Raw genomic sequence first — 16,739 nt, 5'->3', positions numbered from 1 at the left:
GGCGTGACCGGTGGGTCGCCGGTCGGGTGTCCAGTCTTCCACCTTGCGGCTACAATGCGCGCCATTCGTTGCGGCGCGTCTGCATGAAAGGGTGCCGGGAGCCCCCGCCTGGGCCGCCCAAAGCCAGGCCCGGCAAGGGCTCCGCACCCGTCCGCATCTTCGCCAAGCCCGGAAGGAGAAACCCATGGGACAGCGTACCCCCCTCTACGATCTGCACCTGGCGTTGGGGGCCAAGATGGTCGATTTCGGCGGCTGGGACATGCCGCTGCACTACGGCTCGCAAGTCGATGAGCACCACCAGGTGCGCACCGATTGTGGCGTCTTCGATGTCTCCCACATGACCGTGGTCGACGTGTCCGGCAGCCAGGCCGCGGCCTACCTCCAGCGCCTGCTGGCCAATGACGTCGACCGCCTCGGGACCCCCGGCAAGGCGCTCTACAGCGCCATGCTCAACGAGCGTGGCGGCGTCATCGACGACCTCATCGTCTACCTCACCCACGACGGCTACCGCCTGGTGGTCAACGCCGCCACCCGCGACAAGGACCTGGCCTGGATGCACAAGCAGGCCGAAGGTTTCGCGGTACGCCTCGAGGAGCGCAGCGACCTGGCCTTGCTCGCCATCCAGGGCCCCGCCTCGCGCCACCGCACCGCCGAGCTGGTGAGCAGTGCCCGCGCCTCGCTGATCCATGAACTCAGGCCCTTCCAGGGCCTGCCCGAAGGCGACTGGTTCATCGCCCGCACCGGCTACACCGGTGAGGACGGCCTGGAGATCATGCTCCCGCGCGACCAGGCGGCCGGCTTTCTCAACGAACTGGTGGGCGCCGGTATCGCGCCCATCGGCCTCGGTGCCCGCGACACCCTGCGCCTGGAGGCGGGCCTGAACCTCTATGGCCAGGACATGGATGAGGACAACTCGCCCCTGGCCTCGAACCTGGCCTGGACCATCGCCTGGGAACCTGCTGGCCGCGACTTCATCGGCCGTGCCGCGCTGGAAGCCCAGCGCACCGCCGGCGAGCAGCCGAAGCTGGTGGGCCTGGTGCTGGAGGAGCGCGGCGTGCTGCGTGCCCACCAGGTGGTGCGGGTGGAGGGCGTGGGCGAGGGTGAGATCACCAGCGGCAGCTTCTCGCCCACCCTCGGCAAGTCCATCGCCCTGGCCCGCCTGCCGGCGGGGACATGTGATCGCGCCGAGGTGGAAATCCGTGGCAAGTGGTACCCGGTTCGTGTCGTCCAGCCGAACTTTGTTCGCAATGGCAAAGCCTTGATCTAAATTTTCCTGGCGGGCCGACCGCCGCCGTCCTTTAGGAGCCTGAACAATGAGCAACATCCCCGCCGATCTGCGTTACGCCCCCAGCCACGAGTGGGCCCGCCTGGAAGCCGATGGCAGCGTTACCGTGGGCATTTCCGACCATGCCCAGGAAGCCCTGGGCGACGTGGTCTTCGTCGAGTTGCCGGAAGTCGGCAAGACCCTGGCCGCCGGCCAGGAAGCCGGCGTGGTCGAGTCGGTGAAGGCCGCCTCGGACATCTACTCGCCGGTTTCCGGCGAGGTGATCGCCATCAACGAGCAACTGACCGAGTCCCCCGAAGACGTCAACAGCGACCCCTACGGCGCCTGGTTCTTCAAGCTCAAGCCGGCCAACACCGCCGAGCTGGACAAGCTGCTGGACGCCGCCGCCTACAAGGCCTCCGCCGACTCCGACGCCTGACCCCACCCGGCGCGCCGCTCCCCCTGGGGCGGCCGCCGGCGCCCCGCCCGGCGGGTCTCCCCGACCAGCCGGCCGGCCATCCTGGAAATGCTTGCCTAAGCTTATCGGGCCATTTCCAGAGGCCGATCCCATGTCGCACATCCCTCCGCTGTCCCAACTGCAACAGCCCGATGCGTTCCTCCGCCGCCACCTGGGCCCGGACCCGGCCGAGCAGCAGGCCATGCTCGAGACCCTGGGCCTCGCCGACCGCGACGAACTGGTGGTGCAGACGGTGCCGCCGGCGATCCGCCTCAACCGCCCGCTGGACCTGCCTCCCGCCCTCGACGAGGAAGGCGCCCTGGCGAAGCTGCGCGCCCATGCGCAGCGCAACGAGGTGTGGACCAGCCTGATCGGCATGGGCTACCACGGCACCCTGACCCCGGCGGTGATCCTGCGCAACGTGCTGGAGAACCCCGGCTGGTACACGGCCTACACCCCCTACCAGCCGGAGATCGCCCAGGGCCGCCTGGAAGCACTGCTGAATTTCCAGCAGATGACCATCGACCTCACCGGCCTGGAGCTGGCCAGCGCCTCGCTGCTGGACGAAGCCACCGCCGCCGCCGAGGCCATGGCCCTGGCCAGGCGCGTGGCCAAGGCCAGGAGCAACCTGTTCTTCGCCGACCAGAACTGCCACCCTCAGACCCTCTCCGTGGTGCGCACCCGCGCCGAGGCCTTCGGCTTCGAGCTGGTGGTGGATGCGGTGGAGAACCTGCCTTCCTACCCGGTGTTCGGCGCGCTGCTGCAGTACCCCGACACCCATGGCGAGATCCGCGACCTGCGCCCCTTGATCGACCACCTGCACGGCCAGCAGGCGCTGGCCTGCGTCGCCGCCGACCTGCTCGGCCTGCTGCTGCTGACCCCGCCCGGCGAGCTGGGCGCCGACGTGGTGTTCGGCTCGGCCCAGCGCTTCGGCGTGCCCATGGGCTACGGCGGCCCCCATGCCGCCTTCTTCGCCACCCGCGACGAATTCAAGCGCGCCATGCCCGGGCGCATCATCGGCGTCTCCAAGGACGCACGGGGCAACCTCGCCCTGCGCATGGCCCTGCAGACCCGCGAACAGCACATCCGCCGCGAGAAGGCCAACTCCAACATCTGCACCGCCCAGGTGCTGCTGGCCAACATCGCCGGCTTCTACGCCGTCTACCACGGCCCCCAGGGCCTCAAGCGCATCGCCCAGCGCGTGCACCGGCTCACCGCCATCCTCGCCGAGGGGCTGGCACGCAAGGGCATGCAGCGGGTCAACCAGCACTACTTCGACACCCTCACCCTGGAGGTGGGCGGCAGCCAGACGGCGATCATCGAATCGGCGAAGGCCGCCCGCATCAACCTGCGCATCCTCGGGCGCGGCCGGCTCGGATTGAGCCTGGACGAGACCAGCAGCGTGGCCACCGTCGAGCAGTTGTGGAGCATCTTCCTCGGCGCCGACCACGGCCTCTCGGTGGACGAGCTGGACGCCGGGGTGCTGGTGCCGGGCATTCCCGCCGCCCTGGCGCGCGAGTCCGCCTACCTCGAACACCCGGTGTTCAACACCCACCACAGCGAGACCGAGATGCTGCGCTACCTCAAGCAGCTGGAGAACAAGGACCTGGCGCTCAACCAGTCGATGATCCCCCTCGGCTCCTGCACCATGAAGCTCAATGCCACCAGCGAGATGATCCCCATCACCTGGCCGGAGTTCGCCGCCATCCACCCCTTCGCCCCGCTGGAACAGGCACAGGGCTACCAGGCGATGATCGCCGAGCTGGAGGAATGGCTGCGGGCGATCACCGGCTTCGACGCCATCTGCATGCAGCCCAACTCCGGGGCCCAGGGCGAGTACGCGGGGCTGCTGGCGATCCGCAAGTACCACGAGAGCCGGGGCGAGGCGCACCGCAACATCTGCCTGATCCCCGCCTCGGCCCACGGCACCAACCCGGCCTCGGCGCAGATGGCGAGCATGCGCGTGGTGATAGTCGAGTGCGACAAGGCCGGCAACGTCGACCTCGACGACCTCAAGGCCAAGGCGGCCGAGGCGGGCGCGCAGCTGTCCTGCCTGATGGCCACCTACCCCTCGACCCACGGCGTGTACGAGGAAGGCATCCGCGAGATCTGCGAAGTCGTCCACGCCCAGGGCGGGCAGGTCTACATGGATGGCGCCAACCTCAACGCCCAGGTCGGCCTGGCGCGCCCGGCCGACATCGGTGCCGACGTGTCGCACATGAACCTGCACAAGACCTTCTGCATCCCCCACGGCGGCGGTGGCCCGGGCATGGGGCCGATCGGTGTGCGCGCGCACCTGGCGCCCTTCGTCGCCAACCACCCGGTGATCGAACTCAAGGGACCGGACCCGGAGAACGGGGCGGTCAGCGCGGCGCCCTGGGGCAGCGCCAGCATCCTGCCGATCAGCTGGATGTACATCGCCATGATGGGCCCGCAGCTGGCGGATGCGACTGAGCTGGCCATCCTCAACGCCAACTACCTGGCCAAGCGTCTCGGCGAGGCCTACCCGGTGCTCTACACCGGGCGCAACGGACGGGTCGCCCACGAATGCATCCTCGACCTGCGCCCGCTCAAGGCCGAGACCGGGATCAGCGAGGAGGACGTGGCCAAGCGCCTGATGGACTACGGCTTCCACGCGCCGACCATGTCATTCCCGGTGCCCGGCACCCTGATGGTCGAGCCCACCGAGAGCGAGTCCAAGCACGAGCTGGACCGCTTCATCGAGGCCATGCTCGGCATCCGCGCGGAGATCGCCAAGGTGCAGGCCGGCGAATGGCCGGCCGAGGACAACCCGCTCAAGCGTGCGCCGCACACCCTGGCCGACGTGGTGGGCATCTGGGAGCGCCCCTACAGCATCGAGCAGGCCGTCACGCCCACCTCGCACACCCGGGCGCACAAGTACTGGCCGACGGTGAACCGCGTCGACAACGTCTATGGCGACCGCAACCTGTTCTGCGCCTGCGTGCCCCTGGAGGACTACCGCGAATAGGGCCTCTCGAAAACTGCCGGCGTTGCCATCGCTGCGCTGAAAACAGGCTCAAAGTGCTCATTCACACGGCGTGAACTGCGCTTCTAGCCTGCTTTTGCCTTGCACCGACGGCCTCGCCGACGTTCTTGCAGGTGCCCGGTAGCCGCTCCGGGGTCGGAATCACTCGGCCTTCAGCTGCAGGCGTCCGAGCAGGCCGATCAGCAGCACGTTGAAGACGATCAGAAGCAGGCTGCTGGCCAGGCCGACGAGGTTGATCAGCGTGCTCGGCATGAAATCGAAGAGGCTGAAGTCGAGCATCGAGAGCACGCGCTCGCCGAACCAGAACAGGTCGATCACGATCATCAGGACCAGCACGATCTTCAGCGTGGGAACGGGGTTGCCCATGGGGGTACGTCCTTGTGGGAAGGGAATGGAGGAGCCGTTGCGCCATGACGCCGGCCCGTTGCTTTTTGCCTGAGCCAAGCGCCGCCCGCAACCACCGGATGCGCAGGGTGCGCGCCGGGTAACGCTTCGGCGCGCGGCGCCGGGGCAATGAAAAGGGCCCTCAGCCGTGCTGAGGGCCCTCGGTGCATTCCATGCCGCGCTGCAAGCGCCCGCGCCTGCGGGTTTCCCTTATTCGCTGGCGAGGATGGCGGTGGCCAGTTCCTCGTCGCTGGCCTGGATGCCGGGGTTGTCGGCACGGACCTGCTTCAGGGCGGCTTCCAGGAAGGGGCCGCGGATGGCGCCGTCGCTGGCGACGAAGCTGCTGGCGTCCTCGCGGGCCGCCACGATCAGCTTGTGATCCTTGAAGGTCACGTAGGTGGAAGCGGTCGTGGCGCCGGAAGAGATCACGTTGCGCCAGAAGGTATCCGCCATGGCCGAGCCAGCAGGAATGGCGGCCAGGGCGATGACAGCGGCAGCTACTGTGGTACGCATGGGATGACTCCAGGTTGTTGTGTGGGGACCTGGAACTGAGATTCCGGGCGGCCCCGGGGAGTTCCGTTGCGCCACCTGGCAGCCGCCGATCGGTCATGGCAGCTGGCCAGCGGGCATGACTGCGGCTCCGCTATTCGCGCTTCAATGCCGGGTCGTCCGGATTGAGCTGCTCCAACTCGGCGAGCAGCGCCTGCACCTTCTGGATCTGCCCCGCCTCGCGCCAGTAGCCGATCAGCGTCAGGCGAGCCTCGCGGTTGGCCGGGGCGTTCTCCAGCACCTCTTCCAGGCGCTGGCAGGCTTCCTCCAGCTTGCCGTCGTCGTGCAGCGCGGTCGCCAGCGCGTGGCCGTACTGGGCATTGCCGGGCTCCAGGCGCACCGCCTCGCGGAAGGCGACGATGGCGTCCTGGCGTTCCCCCTTGCGCAACAGCGCCAGGCCGCGAGCATGGTGCAGCAGCGCCGACTGCGGATGGTCGCGCAGGGCCTCGGCCAGCAGCCGCTGGCCTTCCTCCCAGCGGTAGTTGGCGTCGAGCCATTGCACCAGCGCCACGCGGGCGGGGAGGAAATCGGGGTCGCGCTCGACGGCGGTGCGCAGGCGGCCCTCAACCTGGTCGGCGCGGCCGTTGCCCTGGTAGAGCGACGCGAGGTTGAGGTTGGCCTCGGCGCGCTCGGCCAGGTTCAGCTGGATGGCCTCGTACTCGCCGATGGCCTTGTTCCAGGCCTTCTCGTAATTGCCCAGGCCGGTGGTGCCCATGCCCAGCAGGCCGCGCGCGGCGATGGCGCGCACGGCCAGCACCGGGTCGTTGAGCAGCGGGCCCAGCAGGTCGCGGCGTTGCTCCGGCGGCAGCAGGGCATTGACCGCGCGCACCGCCGCCTCGCGCACCTGGGGCGCGGCGTGGTTGAGGTCGTTGGCGGCCAGGTTCAGGGCCCGCTCGCTGGGGTAGCCGGGCAGCTCGGCGAGCAGGGTGGCGCGACGGATTGCCGGCAGGTCGCCGCGTTCCAGTTGCTGGAACAGCGCGCGCGAGGCGCCGGGGCGGCCGTTGCGCACCAGGGCCAGGCTTTCGTCGTAGCGCGGCGCGGTGTCCCGGGCCTTGCCGTACCAGTGCTCGAACTGCTCGGCGACCGCCTGGCCGGCGACATCCTGGTGGCAGCCGAGGCAGGCGTCGGGCGTGCCGAGCTTCAGCGCGCGGCCCGGGTTGGGCAGGCTGAAGCCGTGGTCGTGGCGGTAGTCGACCCCCAAGAGCGTCTTGCCCGGCATGTGGCAGTCGATGCACTGCGAGCCGGGCTGCCCGGCGGTGTGGCGCAGGTGCTCGGAGGCTTCGTAGTCGCGCGCCTTCAGGCCCCTGTCGTCGATGCCGGCCACGGCGCTCTTGCCGGCGGGGTTGTGGCATTGGGTGCAGAGGGCATTGCCCTGGACCTTGAGGCCGCCGCCGTGTGGGTCGTGGCAGGTGCTGCAGCTCAGGCCCCGGGCGTACATGCGGCTCTGGGTGAAGGAGCCGTTCTCGTAGACCTGCTCCTTGAAGGTGCCGTCCAGCTCATAGAGTTCACGGGTCAGCGCGCTGGGCAGGTAGTTGTCCATCAGCCGCTTGCCGAAGGCGTAGTCATCGTTCAGCGGCACGCGCCGGGCGTGGCAGCGGGCGCAGGTCTCCACCTGCAGGCGGTTGCTGGCGCGGGTGAGGTCGAGGGCGAAGCCGGCCTGGGAATGCAGGCCCTTGAAGCGTGCCCATTCCAGGTGGCGCGAGGCCGGGCCGTGGCAGGCCTGGCAGCCGACGCCCAGGGCGTGCCACTGGCTGGCGTAGGTGCCGGTGCCGTCGTCGAAGCCACGGACGTAGCCGGTGGTATGGCAATCGATGCACTGGAAGTTGGCGTTCTGCGACGGCTTGCTCCAGTGCTGCGGGTTGCGCAAATCGACGCCCTGGCCGGGGGCGAGGTGGAACCAGGCCTTCTTGCGCGTATCCCAGGCCACGTCCAGGGCCTGCAGGCGGCCGCCGGGGAACTCCAGCAGGTATTGCTGCAGCGGCGCGACGCCGAAGGCATAGGCCACCTTGAAATCCGCCGGCTGGCCGTCGGGGCCCGTGGTGTTCACCCAGTAGCCACCGTCCTTGCGGAAGAAGCGGGTGCTCCCGCCTTCGCCGTCGAAGCGGGCGTCGTCGAAGTCGCCCTGCACCGAGCGTGGCGTGGCCTCCTGCATCGCCAACTGGTGGTGGGAGCCTTTCCAGGCCCTGGCCTGGGGGGCATGGCAGGTGCCGCACTGCTGCTCGTCGACCATCTGCGCCGGCCCCTGCTCCGCAAGCGTCGGCACCGTGGCCCGGGCCGGCACGTACGGCTTGCCGCCCTGCACCCACAGCCAGCCACCCAGGCCCACCAGCAGCAACAGGGCGGCGAGCACGGGAAGGACGTAACTGGGGCGGCTGGGCGTACTCGCGGGGGAATCGGGTGCGTTCGGGCGTTTCGGCATGCAGACGTCCGCTGTGGTGCATGGATTCACGGAAGCGCGCAGCTTCCGTGAATGCGCCCGAGGCTGTCAAACCAGCCCGAGACGGGCGGCACGCCACGGCGGTGCTCAGTGGCAGAGGCTGAGCAGATGCGGTCGATAATGGCCCCCCGGCTCCGCGCTGATGGTGCAGAGAAAGCTCAGCTCGGCAGGGGTATCCAGCCAGGCCATCTGCTCGAACAGGCGGGGCTCGGCGGTCACCTGCTGCACCAGGTAGCCACGGTGCTGGTCGCGCTCCTCGTCGGTCGCCGGCTGCCGGGCGATGACCGCGTAGCACTGGTCGTGGCCTTCGAGGCTGTGGCGGTGGATGCCGAGGCACAGGACGGTGAGTTGAAATTGCATGTCGCATCTCCTTTCGCGATTGGGTGCCTTGCGGCACATGCCCATCCGGGCGCTGTAACTGAAAGCCTCCCTCCGCCCTGCGCGCCCATGCCTGGGGGCCACGGGCCCGGGCCGGCGACCGGCGTTCTTCCCGACGCCTGGTCCTGCCGGCTGGCGGGCCGCGAGTGGAACACGGGCACGCATCGGCGGGCGGAGGGAGGTTGAAAACCCGTGGCGTCCGGTCGCCGGATGCCAGAGGAACAACCCGCTTAGGGATAATACACATGGTAATTCGTGCTTCGAGGGTGTATTACACTGGGTCACTGGTCGCCGGCAATACGGCGCGTAATGTCGCGCCCATGAAGAAATGGAACCTGCTGGCCAAGGCCAGGATGAAAGATCTCGGCGTCACCCAGGAGCAATTGGCCGAACGCCTGCACGTGACCCAGGGCGCCGTCGCGCACTGGCTCGGCGGGCGTCGCGAGCCCGGGCTGACACGTATCAACCAGATACTCGGCGCGCTGCACATGCCTCCGCTGAGCATCGGCGGGCAGGCCGTGCAATCGTCCATGGCGCCCGACGACGGCAAGCAGGCCGCAGACGCCCCGGATGGCGTGGCCCCTATGACCATCGGAGAACCTGAGTCGTCCCGCTATGAATACGAAATCGAGCTTCCGCTGCTGCGCGAGGCCGAGGGCGATTCAGAGCGTCCCGCCGCGCTGGAGGAACTGGACTACTCCGGTATTCGCTTCAGCCGACATGCCTTGCAGCAGCGTCAGATAGAACCGGAAAACGTTGCCTGCGTCATCGTCAGCGGCGACAGCATGGAGCCGCTCTTTCCCGATGGCGCGGTCCTCGGAATCGATCGTGGGCGCTGCGAGCTGGTGGATGGCAAGGTCTACGCCCTGGTCGACGAAGGCATGCTGAGGATCAAGGTCCTGCACCGCCTTCCGGCCGGCCAGATTCGCCTGCGCAGCTACAAGCGCGATGAGTACCCCGACGAGGAGCGTCCCCAGGCCGGCATCCAGATCATCGGGCAGGTGTTCTGGTCCTCGGTGCTCTGGTGAACCGCCTGCCTGCTCGGGCGGCGTAGCCCCTTCCCCGGCCGTTCCGGCCGGGCAGCCCTGAACCGCCTCCGCGTCATCCCCGGCCTGCCCAGGCCATCCCGCCCCGCTGCATCCCTGCCAGCCGCCCCGCCCGGGCGGGCCTTAGCGGGGGTGGTCCACCAGCGGTTCGTTGCGTTTGTTGAGCCCCGGGAGGCTGGCCTGCAGCTGGTGCTTCACCCAGTTGCTGAAGGCACGCACGGCCGGGCGCTCGGCTCGCAGCGGGTCGGCCACCAGGTAATAGCCGCGATGTGAGTCGATGCTGATCTCGAAGGGACGTACCAGCAGGCCGCGCGCCAGGGCGTCGCCGCTGAGCAGGTTGTCGCCGATGGCCATGCCCTGGGCGGCGATGCACGCCGACTGCGCGCAGTGGGCGTCGGAGAAGACGATGCCGGTGGCCGCGTCGATGTTGGAGGCGCCCGCGGTCGCCAGCCAGACGCGCCAGTCGGTGTGGTCGGTCATGTGCAGCAGGGGGAAGCCGCCCAGCTCCTGGGGGCTCTTGAGCCCGCCGTGGGCGTTGATCAGGCGCGGGCTGCAGACCGGGAAGAAGCGCAAGGGGACGATCTGCTCCACCCACTGGTCCGGCCAGTCGCCGATGCCGTAGGCGATGAACAGGTCGGCGTTGCCGTTGCTGGTGTCGTCCGGGGCGCGGGGCGAGATCACCTGCAATTGCACCTGGGGGAACTGGCGGAGGAAGGCGCCGATGTGGTGGCACAGCCAGTAGGTGGCGAAGCCGGGGTTGCAGCTCACGCAGAGCCGCCCCGAGACCTGCTGCTCGTCGAGGCCCAGGGCGGCCTCCTGCAGCGTGGAGAGGACCTTGTGCACTTCCCGCGCATAGCGCTCGCCCTGGTAGGTGAGGCCGATGCCGCGCCCGATGCGCTCGGTGAGGGCGAAGCCGAGGCTCTGCTCCAGGCTGCTGACCTGGTGGCTGATGGCGCTGCGGGTGAGGCTCAGTTCTCGGGCCGCAGCCGACACGCTGCCCAGGCGGGCGATGGCGTCCAGGGCGCGGATGGCGGTCATCGAGGGGTAGCGCATGGGGGCTCCGAGGGCGGTCATGGGGCGTCGAATGGTGAATCGGATTGAACAATACGGCAAAAACAATTCGATTGTTGTAGCGCACGACTCACCAATAATGGGGCCATTCCGCCGGGCCCTTCCCGGACTGCCCTCCGGCCCCGCGCCGGGAGCCCATACCAATAACAAAAGGTGCTCGCATGACCAGTTGCGCCCAGGCGCTCGTCCAGCTGCTCGAAGGCTATGGCGTCGAAACCGTCTTCGGCATCCCCGGCGTGCACACCGTCGAGCTCTATCGCGGCCTCGCCGGCAGCCGCCTGCGTCATGTCAGCCCCCGCCACGAGCAGGGGGCCGGCTTCATGGCCGACGGCTACGCCCGCGCCAGCGGCAAGCCGGGCGTGTGCTTCATCATTACCGGCCCGGGCATGACCAACATCCTCACCGCCATGGGCCAGGCCTACGCCGATTCGGTGCCCATGCTGGTGATCTCCACCACCAGCCGCCGCGAGCACCAGCGCCTGGGTCACGGCTTTCTCCATGAGCTGCCGGACCAGCGCGCCATGGTCGCCGGCGTCTGCGCCTTCAGCCATACGCTGCAACGGCCCCAGGAGCTGCCGGAGGTGCTGGCCCGCGCCTTCGCCCTGTTCCGCTGCGCGCGGCCCCGCCCGGTGCATATCGAAATCCCCTTGGATGTGCTGGAGCTGCCCGCCGACGGCCTCGACCTGCGCCCCCGTGCGCTGCCCCAGGCCGCCGCCCCGGCGCCGGCCGCGGTGGCCGAGGCTGCGGCCCTGCTGGCCGGGGCGCGCCAGCCGCTGATCCTCGCCGGTGGCGGTGCCCGGGGTGGCGCCGCCGCCCTGCGCGAGCTGGCCGAGCGCCTGCAGGCACCGGTGGCGCTGACCACCAACGCCCGTGGCCTGCTGCAACCGGACCACCCGCTGCTGCTCGACGGCGTGCAGTCATCGGCCCATGGCCGTGCGCTGTTCGCCGAGGCCGACGTGGTGCTGGCGGTGGGCACCGAACTGGGCGAGACCGACTACGACTTCTTCGGTCTCGGCCCCCTGTCGCTCGAGGTGCCGATGATCCGCCTGGATATCGACCCGCTGCAGATACTCGGCGTGCAGCGCGCCGAAGTCGGCCTGCTGGGCGACGCCGGGCTCGGCTTGCGGGCCCTGCTCGCGACCCTGCCCCGTGCCATGCGTGACGGCGGCTGGGCGCAGGCCGCCGTGCGCCGGGTGAACGCCGCCGAACGCGAGCTCTGGAGCCCCCGGCAACGGACGATGCAGGCGCTGCTCGACACCCTGCGTGACGCCCTGCCGGCGCCGGTGCTGGTGGGTGATTCGACCCAGCCGGTGTACCAGGGCGCCCTCGGCTATCGCGCCCCGCTTCCCGGCAGCTGGTTCAACGCCGGCACCGGCTACGGCACCCTCGGCTATGCCCTGCCGGCCGCCATCGGCGCCAAGCTGGCGCTCCCCGCGCGGCCGGTGCTGGCGCTGGCCGGCGACGGTGGCGTGCAGTTCTCCAGCGCCGAACTGATCGCCGCCCGCGAGGCGGGGATCGGGGTGATCCTGGTGCTGTGGAACAACCACTGCTACGGCGAGATCAGCGACTACATGGTGGCCCGCGAGGTGCCGCCCCTGGGCGTGGATATCCTCGCCCCTGACTTCGCGGCCCTGGCCCGTGCCTGCCACGTCAGCCACCACGCGGTGCGCAGCCTGGAAGCCCTGCGCGAGTTGCTCGGCAGCCTGGTCGAGACCCGCGAGCCGCACCTGATCGAACTCGACGCCGCCGACTTCCTGCCGGCCAGGGGAGAAACCCGATGAACACGACACCCCCCGCCGCGGCGTCGACCACGCCCGTGGTCGCCCTCGACGCGCTGCACAAGAGCTACGCCGAGCACCACGTGCTCAAGGGGATTTCCCTGGAGGCCCGCGAGGGCGATGTGGTTTCGCTGATCGGTGCCAGCGGCTCGGGCAAGAGCACGCTGTTGCGCTGCATCAACCTGCTGGAGATCCCGGATGCCGGCAGCCTGCACATCAATGGCGAGAAGGTCGCGCTCAAGCGTGACCGCGCCGGCCACGGCCGCATCGGCGACCCGCGCCAGGTGGAGCGCCTGCGCACCCGCCTGAGCATGGTGTTCCAGAACTTCAACCTGTGGCCGCACCGCACGGTGCTGGAGAACGTCATCGAGGCGCCGGTGCATGTGCTCGGCGAGAAGCGCCAGGACGCCATCGGCCACGCCGAGCAGTTGCTGGAGCGGGTCGGCCTGGCGGACAAGCGCCATGCCTACCCGGCCTTCCTCTCCGGTGGCCAGCAGCAGCGCGTGGCCATCGCCCGGGCGCTGGCCGTACGGCCGCAGGTGCTGCTCTTCGACGAACCGACCTCGGCGCTCGACCCCGAGCTGGTCGGCGATGTGCTGCGGGTGATCCGGGGCATCGCCGATGAGGGCCGCACCATGATCCTGGTGACCCACGAGATGGCCTTCGCCCGCGATGTGTCCAGCCGGGTGGTGTTCCTCCACCAGGGCCGCATCGAGGAGCAGGGCCCGCCTTCCCAGGTGCTGCTGGACCCGCGCAGCGAGCGCTGCCGGCAGTTCGTGATGGCCCAGGACAACCGCTGATTCCCCCGGCAGCTTGCCGACAACAACGACCACAACGAGGGACACACCATGAAAAGAAGCCTCATCGCCCTGCTCCAGGCCGCCCTGCTGGCCGGCGTCGCCAGTGTCGCCGTGGCCCAGGAGAAGATCGTCTTCGGCATCGCCCAGGAAGCCTACCCACCCTTCTCCTTCAAGAGCGGCAAGGGCCAGTGGAGCGGCTTCGAGCCGGAGCTGATCGCCGCCCTGTGCACGCGCATGCAGGTGCAATGCCCGCTCAACGAGATGGCCTGGGACGGGTTGATCCCCGCGCTCAAGGCGCAGCAGGTGGACGTGGTGCTGAACTCGCTGTCGATCACCCCCGAGCGCCGCGAGGTGGTGGATTTCAGCGAGCCCTACTTCTTCACGCCCGCCCTCTGGGTCGCCGACCGCAGCCTGGACGTGCAGCCCACGCCCGAAGGCCTGAAGGGGCTGATCATCGGCGTGCAGGGCTCGACCACCCACTCCGCCTATGCCAAGAAGTACTTCGGCAAGGACTCCACCGTGCGCTACTACAACGCCCAGGACGACATCCTCGCCGACCTGCGCAGCGGCCGCATCGACATCATGCTCGCCGACCAGCTGGCGGTGGAGCCGGTGCTCGAGCTGCCGGACAACGCGATGCTCGCCGGCAAGGGCGTGGCGCCGCAGGACCCGCTGTTCGGCGAAGGCGTGGGCGCGGCGGTGCGCAAGGGCAACGACGCCCTGCGCGAGCGCCTGAACCTGGCCTTGCAGGCGCTGCGCGACGACGGCACCTACGACACCCTCCGCGGGCACTATTTCAAGGCCGACATCTCGGCCCGGCAGTGATGTGCAATCGGCCATTTCCCTCGCAGGTGCATTCATGAGCGCTACCGATTTCCACCGGCTGATGTTCGCCGACGGCTGGCTGCAGGCCCTGGCCCAGGGGGCGATCAAGACCCTGGGCATCTCCATCGGGGCCTTCGTACTCGGCCTTTCCGTGGGCCTGCTGGTCGCCCTGGTCAAGCTCTGGGGGCCGCGCTGGCTGGTGATCTGGGCCAACTGCTACACCACGCTGTACCGCGCGGTGCCCGAGCTGCTGCTGATCCTGTTGCTGTACTACGCGGGCTCCGACCTGCTCAACCTGCTGATGGCCGCCGCCGGCCAGCCGCCGGTGGAGGTCAACGGCTTCCTCGCCGGCATCGTGGTGCTGGGCATCGTCCAGGGCGCCTATTCGGCGGAGATCATCCGCGGCGCCATCGAGGCCATCCCCGTGGGCCAGATCGAGGCCGCGCGTGCCTACGGCATGAAGCCCGCCCTGGTGCTGCGCCGGGTGCTGGTGCCGAGCATGCTGCCCCATGTCGTCGCCGGCCTGTCCAACCTCTGGCTGGTGCTGGTCAAGGACAGCGCGCTGATCAGTGTGGTGGGCTACAGCGAGCTGCTGGGCGCCGGTCGCCAGGCGGCCGCCTCGACCCGGCACTACCTGATGTTCTACCTGGCCGTGGCGGCCTTCTACTACCTGATCACGCTGGTCTCCAGCCTGGTCTTCCGGCGTTTCGAGGCACGCTTCGAACGCTGGATGCCGAGGCTCGCCTAGGAGGGCTCATGGATTTCACCTGGCTGGATGGCTTCACCGGCGAACTGACGCGCGGCGCGCTGCTGACCCTGCAGCTGCTGCTGATCTCGGCCAGCTTCGGCTTCCTGCTGGCCGTCTCGGTGGCCTTGGCGCGCCTGTCGCGCAACCCGCTGCTGTCGGGCACTGCGCGCTTCTACACCAGCGTGCTGCGGGGCACGCCGCTGCTGGTGCAGATCTACATCCTCTACTACGGCGTGGGCAGCGTCTTCGCCAGCTTCCCGCTGATCCGCCACAGCCTGCTCTGGCCCTACCTGCGCGAGGGCTTCTGGTACGTCGCCTTCGCCCTGACCCTGAGCGTTGGCGCCTATGTCGGCGAGGTGCTGCGCGGCGGCCTGCGTGCGGTACCCCGTGGCGAGCTGGAGGCGGCGCGGGCCTACGGCATGCGCCCCGCTCAGGTGCTGCGGCGGGTGTGGATGCCCCGGGCGCTGCAGATGCTGCGCCCGACCCTGGCCGGCGAGAGCGTGATGCTGCTCAAGTCCACCGCCCTGGCGTCCACCGTGGCGGTCACCGACCTGCTCGGCGCGGCGAACCTGGTGCGTGCGCAGACGCTGAAGGTGTACGAGCCGCTGCTGGTGGTGGCGGTGGTCTACATCGTCCTGGCCTTCCTCATCGAACAGGGCTTCGCGCGCATCGGCCGTACGCCGCAGCGCCAGGCCTGAACCCATGGAACCGGATCCCAAGGAGCCGTGCATGAAGTATTCATCCCTGGTCGGGCGCATCAGCGGCGAGACCGTCAGCGCCTGGGACATCCACTACGCGGCCTGCGCGGCCCAGGAGCGTGGCGAGGACGCCATCGTCCTGAGCATTGGCGACCCGGACTTCGCCACCGCCGAGCCGATTCGCGCCGCTGCCATCGAGGCCCTGGACCAGGGCGACACCCACTACACCGCAGTGATCGGCCGCACGCCGCTGCGCGAGGCGATCGCGGCCAAGCAGCGCACGCTGCTGGGCATCCCGGTCGAGGTGGACAACGTCGCCGTGGTCGCCGGGGCGCAGAACGGCCTCTACGCCACCGCCATGTGCCTGTTCGAGAGCGGCGACGAGGTGCTGGTGCCGGAGCCGATGTACCTGACCTATGCCGCCAGCATCCAGGCGTCCGGCGCACGCCTGGTGAGCATCGCGCAGCCGGCGGAAGGGGATTTCCGCCTCACCGTCGAGGCGCTGGAGGCGGTGCTCACCGAGCGCACCCGGGGCATCGCCCTGGCCACGCCCAACAACCCCACCGGCAACGTCTACACCGACGAGGAGCTGCAGGCGGTCGCCGAGGTTGCGCGCCGTCACGACCTCTGGGTGCTGTCCGACGAGGTCTATGGCCAGCTCACCTACGACCGACCGCACCGCAGCATCGCCACCCTGGAAGGCATGGTCGGGCGCACCGTGGTGCTCAACAGCCTGTCGAAGAGCCACGCCATGACCGGCTGGCGCGTGGGCTGGGTGGTGGCGCCACCGGCGCTGATCGGCCACCTCGACAACCTGATGCTGTGCATGGTCTACGGCCTGCCGGGCTTCATCCAGGCGGCCGCGCTCAAGGCGCTGGAGCTGGACGAGGCGATCGTCGGCGCGGCGCGTGAGCTCTATCGCCGCCGCCGCGACCTGGTGGTGCGGGGGCTCGCCGATGTGCCGCTGCTGCGCTGCAAGGTGCCGGAGGCCGGCATGTTCATGCTGGTGGACGTACGCGGCACCGGCCTCTCGGGGATGGACTTCGCCTGGCAGCTGTTCCGCGAGACCGGGGTCTCGGTGCTCGATGCCGAAGCCTTCGGTGCCAGCTGCCGGGGCTTCGTGCGGCTTTCGTTCACCGTCTCCGATGCCGAGCTGGAGGAAGCCTGCCGGCGCATCGCCGGTTTCATCGAGCGCCTGCAGACCCAGCGCTGACCCGCCGCAACCCCTGACCGAACCAGGCTCATGGCGCATTCCTGCGCCGGGCCTGGCCACGCCCCAAAATAATCAGGTGCCGCC

The 16,739-nt window shown here is 69.3% G+C and carries 15 protein-coding genes; 10 read left to right on the top strand and 5 right to left on the bottom strand.

What is annotated here, in order from left to right; genetic code table 11:
* Positions 1-184: 184 nt before the first annotated feature.
* The 3 genes from gcvT (at position 185) to gcvP (ending at position 4,710) form a co-directional block, all read left to right on the top strand.
* Positions 185-1,267 carry a glycine cleavage system aminomethyltransferase GcvT gene (gcvT, locus tag WFQ67_RS01215; protein WP_337055994.1) on the top strand — a complete coding sequence of 361 codons (1,083 nt, stop codon included), beginning with the start codon at positions 185-187 and terminating at the stop codon, positions 1,265-1,267.
* A gap of 46 nt (positions 1,268-1,313) precedes the next feature.
* Positions 1,314-1,703 carry a glycine cleavage system protein GcvH gene (gene gcvH / locus WFQ67_RS01210; protein ID WP_111261113.1) on the top strand — a complete coding sequence of 130 codons (390 nt, stop codon included), beginning with the start codon at positions 1,314-1,316 and terminating at the stop codon, positions 1,701-1,703.
* 130 nt (positions 1,704-1,833) lie between these two features.
* Positions 1,834-4,710 carry an aminomethyl-transferring glycine dehydrogenase gene (gcvP, locus tag WFQ67_RS01205; protein ID WP_337055993.1) on the top strand — a complete coding sequence of 959 codons (2,877 nt, stop codon included), beginning with the start codon at positions 1,834-1,836 and terminating at the stop codon, positions 4,708-4,710.
* A 159-nt stretch (positions 4,711-4,869) separates the two neighbouring features.
* Here the strand turns inward: gcvP and WFQ67_RS01200 are convergent, their stop codons facing one another.
* The 4 genes from WFQ67_RS01200 to WFQ67_RS01185 form a co-directional block, all read right to left on the bottom strand.
* A complete protein-coding gene (locus WFQ67_RS01200; RefSeq protein ID WP_213627736.1) occupies positions 4,870-5,094 on the bottom strand; it encodes a hypothetical protein in 225 nt (74 codons plus the stop codon).
* Positions 5,095-5,322: 228 nt separating this feature from the next.
* Entirely contained in the window at positions 5,323-5,625 is a 303-nt protein-coding gene (locus WFQ67_RS01195; protein WP_173176634.1) for a DUF2388 domain-containing protein, read from the bottom strand.
* Between the two features lie 130 nt (positions 5,626-5,755).
* A complete protein-coding gene (locus WFQ67_RS01190) occupies positions 5,756-8,080 on the bottom strand; it encodes a multiheme c-type cytochrome (protein WP_337055992.1) in 2,325 nt (774 codons plus the stop codon).
* A gap of 105 nt (positions 8,081-8,185) precedes the next feature.
* Positions 8,186-8,458, bottom strand: a complete 273-nt coding sequence (locus tag WFQ67_RS01185) for a hypothetical protein (protein WP_173176630.1) — start codon at positions 8,456-8,458, stop codon at positions 8,186-8,188.
* A 338-nt stretch (positions 8,459-8,796) separates the two neighbouring features.
* Here WFQ67_RS01185 and WFQ67_RS01180 point away from each other — a divergent pair, with 338 nt between their 5' ends.
* On the top strand, positions 8,797-9,504 hold the full coding sequence (locus tag WFQ67_RS01180; protein WP_337055991.1) for an XRE family transcriptional regulator: 708 nt from the start codon (positions 8,797-8,799) through the stop codon (positions 9,502-9,504).
* A gap of 141 nt (positions 9,505-9,645) precedes the next feature.
* On the opposite strand, the gene WFQ67_RS01175 is transcribed toward WFQ67_RS01180, so the two are convergent.
* Entirely contained in the window at positions 9,646-10,575 is a 930-nt protein-coding gene (locus tag WFQ67_RS01175) for a LysR substrate-binding domain-containing protein (RefSeq protein WP_337056136.1), read from the bottom strand.
* Positions 10,576-10,754: 179 nt separating this feature from the next.
* Here WFQ67_RS01175 and WFQ67_RS01170 point away from each other — a divergent pair, with 179 nt between their 5' ends.
* From WFQ67_RS01170 to WFQ67_RS01145, 6 genes are read left to right on the top strand one after another with little or no spacing between them, the layout of a single operon-like run.
* Positions 10,755-12,374 (top strand): 5-guanidino-2-oxopentanoate decarboxylase, encoded by a 1,620-nt coding sequence (locus WFQ67_RS01170; protein WP_337055990.1) that lies wholly within the window; start codon positions 10,755-10,757, stop codon positions 12,372-12,374.
* Positions 12,371-13,171, top strand: a complete 801-nt coding sequence (locus tag WFQ67_RS01165) for an ABC transporter ATP-binding protein (RefSeq protein WP_213627748.1) — start codon at positions 12,371-12,373, stop codon at positions 13,169-13,171. Before WFQ67_RS01170 ends, WFQ67_RS01165 begins: the two co-directional genes overlap by 4 nt.
* A gap of 48 nt (positions 13,172-13,219) precedes the next feature.
* A complete protein-coding gene (locus WFQ67_RS01160) occupies positions 13,220-13,996 on the top strand; it encodes a transporter substrate-binding domain-containing protein (RefSeq protein ID WP_337055989.1) in 777 nt (258 codons plus the stop codon).
* A gap of 34 nt (positions 13,997-14,030) precedes the next feature.
* Positions 14,031-14,744: an ABC transporter permease gene (locus WFQ67_RS01155; RefSeq protein ID WP_213627752.1), complete on the top strand. Its 714-nt coding sequence runs from the start codon at positions 14,031-14,033 to the stop codon at positions 14,742-14,744.
* An 8-nt stretch (positions 14,745-14,752) separates the two neighbouring features.
* Complete coding sequence (locus tag WFQ67_RS01150) at positions 14,753-15,442, top strand: ABC transporter permease (RefSeq protein ID WP_213627754.1); 690 nt, start codon at positions 14,753-14,755, stop codon at positions 15,440-15,442.
* 31 nt (positions 15,443-15,473) lie between these two features.
* Positions 15,474-16,655 carry a pyridoxal phosphate-dependent aminotransferase gene (locus WFQ67_RS01145; protein ID WP_337055988.1) on the top strand — a complete coding sequence of 394 codons (1,182 nt, stop codon included), beginning with the start codon at positions 15,474-15,476 and terminating at the stop codon, positions 16,653-16,655.
* Positions 16,656-16,739: the final 84 nt, after the last annotated feature.

The sequence above is a fragment of the Pseudomonas sp. USHLN015 genome (assembly GCF_037153275.1).
In the GTDB taxonomy this organism is placed as follows: Bacteria; Pseudomonadota; Gammaproteobacteria; order Pseudomonadales; family Pseudomonadaceae; genus Metapseudomonas; species Metapseudomonas tohonis.
This window is presented reverse-complemented; position numbering and strand designations above follow the sequence as displayed.

What these genes read in the sequence shown, in the direction of transcription:
- gcvT (WP_337055994.1), top strand. Translation starts at nt 185, where the DNA reads ATGGGACAGCGTACCCCCCTCTACGATCTGCACCTGGCGTTGGGGGCC.
- gcvH (WP_111261113.1), top strand. Translation starts at nt 1,314, where the DNA reads ATGAGCAACATCCCCGCCGATCTGCGTTACGCCCCCAGCCACGAGTGG.
- gcvP (WP_337055993.1), top strand. Translation starts at nt 1,834, where the DNA reads ATGTCGCACATCCCTCCGCTGTCCCAACTGCAACAGCCCGATGCGTTC.
- WFQ67_RS01200 (WP_213627736.1), bottom strand. Translation starts at nt 5,094, where the DNA reads ATGGGCAACCCCGTTCCCACGCTGAAGATCGTGCTGGTCCTGATGATC.
- WFQ67_RS01195 (WP_173176634.1), bottom strand. Translation starts at nt 5,625, where the DNA reads ATGCGTACCACAGTAGCTGCCGCTGTCATCGCCCTGGCCGCCATTCCT.
- WFQ67_RS01190 (WP_337055992.1), bottom strand. Translation starts at nt 8,080, where the DNA reads ATGCCGAAACGCCCGAACGCACCCGATTCCCCCGCGAGTACGCCCAGC.
- WFQ67_RS01185 (WP_173176630.1), bottom strand. Translation starts at nt 8,458, where the DNA reads ATGCAATTTCAACTCACCGTCCTGTGCCTCGGCATCCACCGCCACAGC.
- WFQ67_RS01180 (WP_337055991.1), top strand. Translation starts at nt 8,797, where the DNA reads ATGAAGAAATGGAACCTGCTGGCCAAGGCCAGGATGAAAGATCTCGGC.
- WFQ67_RS01175 (WP_337056136.1), bottom strand. Translation starts at nt 10,575, where the DNA reads ATGCGCTACCCCTCGATGACCGCCATCCGCGCCCTGGACGCCATCGCC.
- WFQ67_RS01170 (WP_337055990.1), top strand. Translation starts at nt 10,755, where the DNA reads ATGACCAGTTGCGCCCAGGCGCTCGTCCAGCTGCTCGAAGGCTATGGC.
- WFQ67_RS01165 (WP_213627748.1), top strand. Translation starts at nt 12,371, where the DNA reads ATGAACACGACACCCCCCGCCGCGGCGTCGACCACGCCCGTGGTCGCC.
- WFQ67_RS01160 (WP_337055989.1), top strand. Translation starts at nt 13,220, where the DNA reads ATGAAAAGAAGCCTCATCGCCCTGCTCCAGGCCGCCCTGCTGGCCGGC.
- WFQ67_RS01155 (WP_213627752.1), top strand. Translation starts at nt 14,031, where the DNA reads ATGAGCGCTACCGATTTCCACCGGCTGATGTTCGCCGACGGCTGGCTG.
- WFQ67_RS01150 (WP_213627754.1), top strand. Translation starts at nt 14,753, where the DNA reads ATGGATTTCACCTGGCTGGATGGCTTCACCGGCGAACTGACGCGCGGC.
- WFQ67_RS01145 (WP_337055988.1), top strand. Translation starts at nt 15,474, where the DNA reads ATGAAGTATTCATCCCTGGTCGGGCGCATCAGCGGCGAGACCGTCAGC.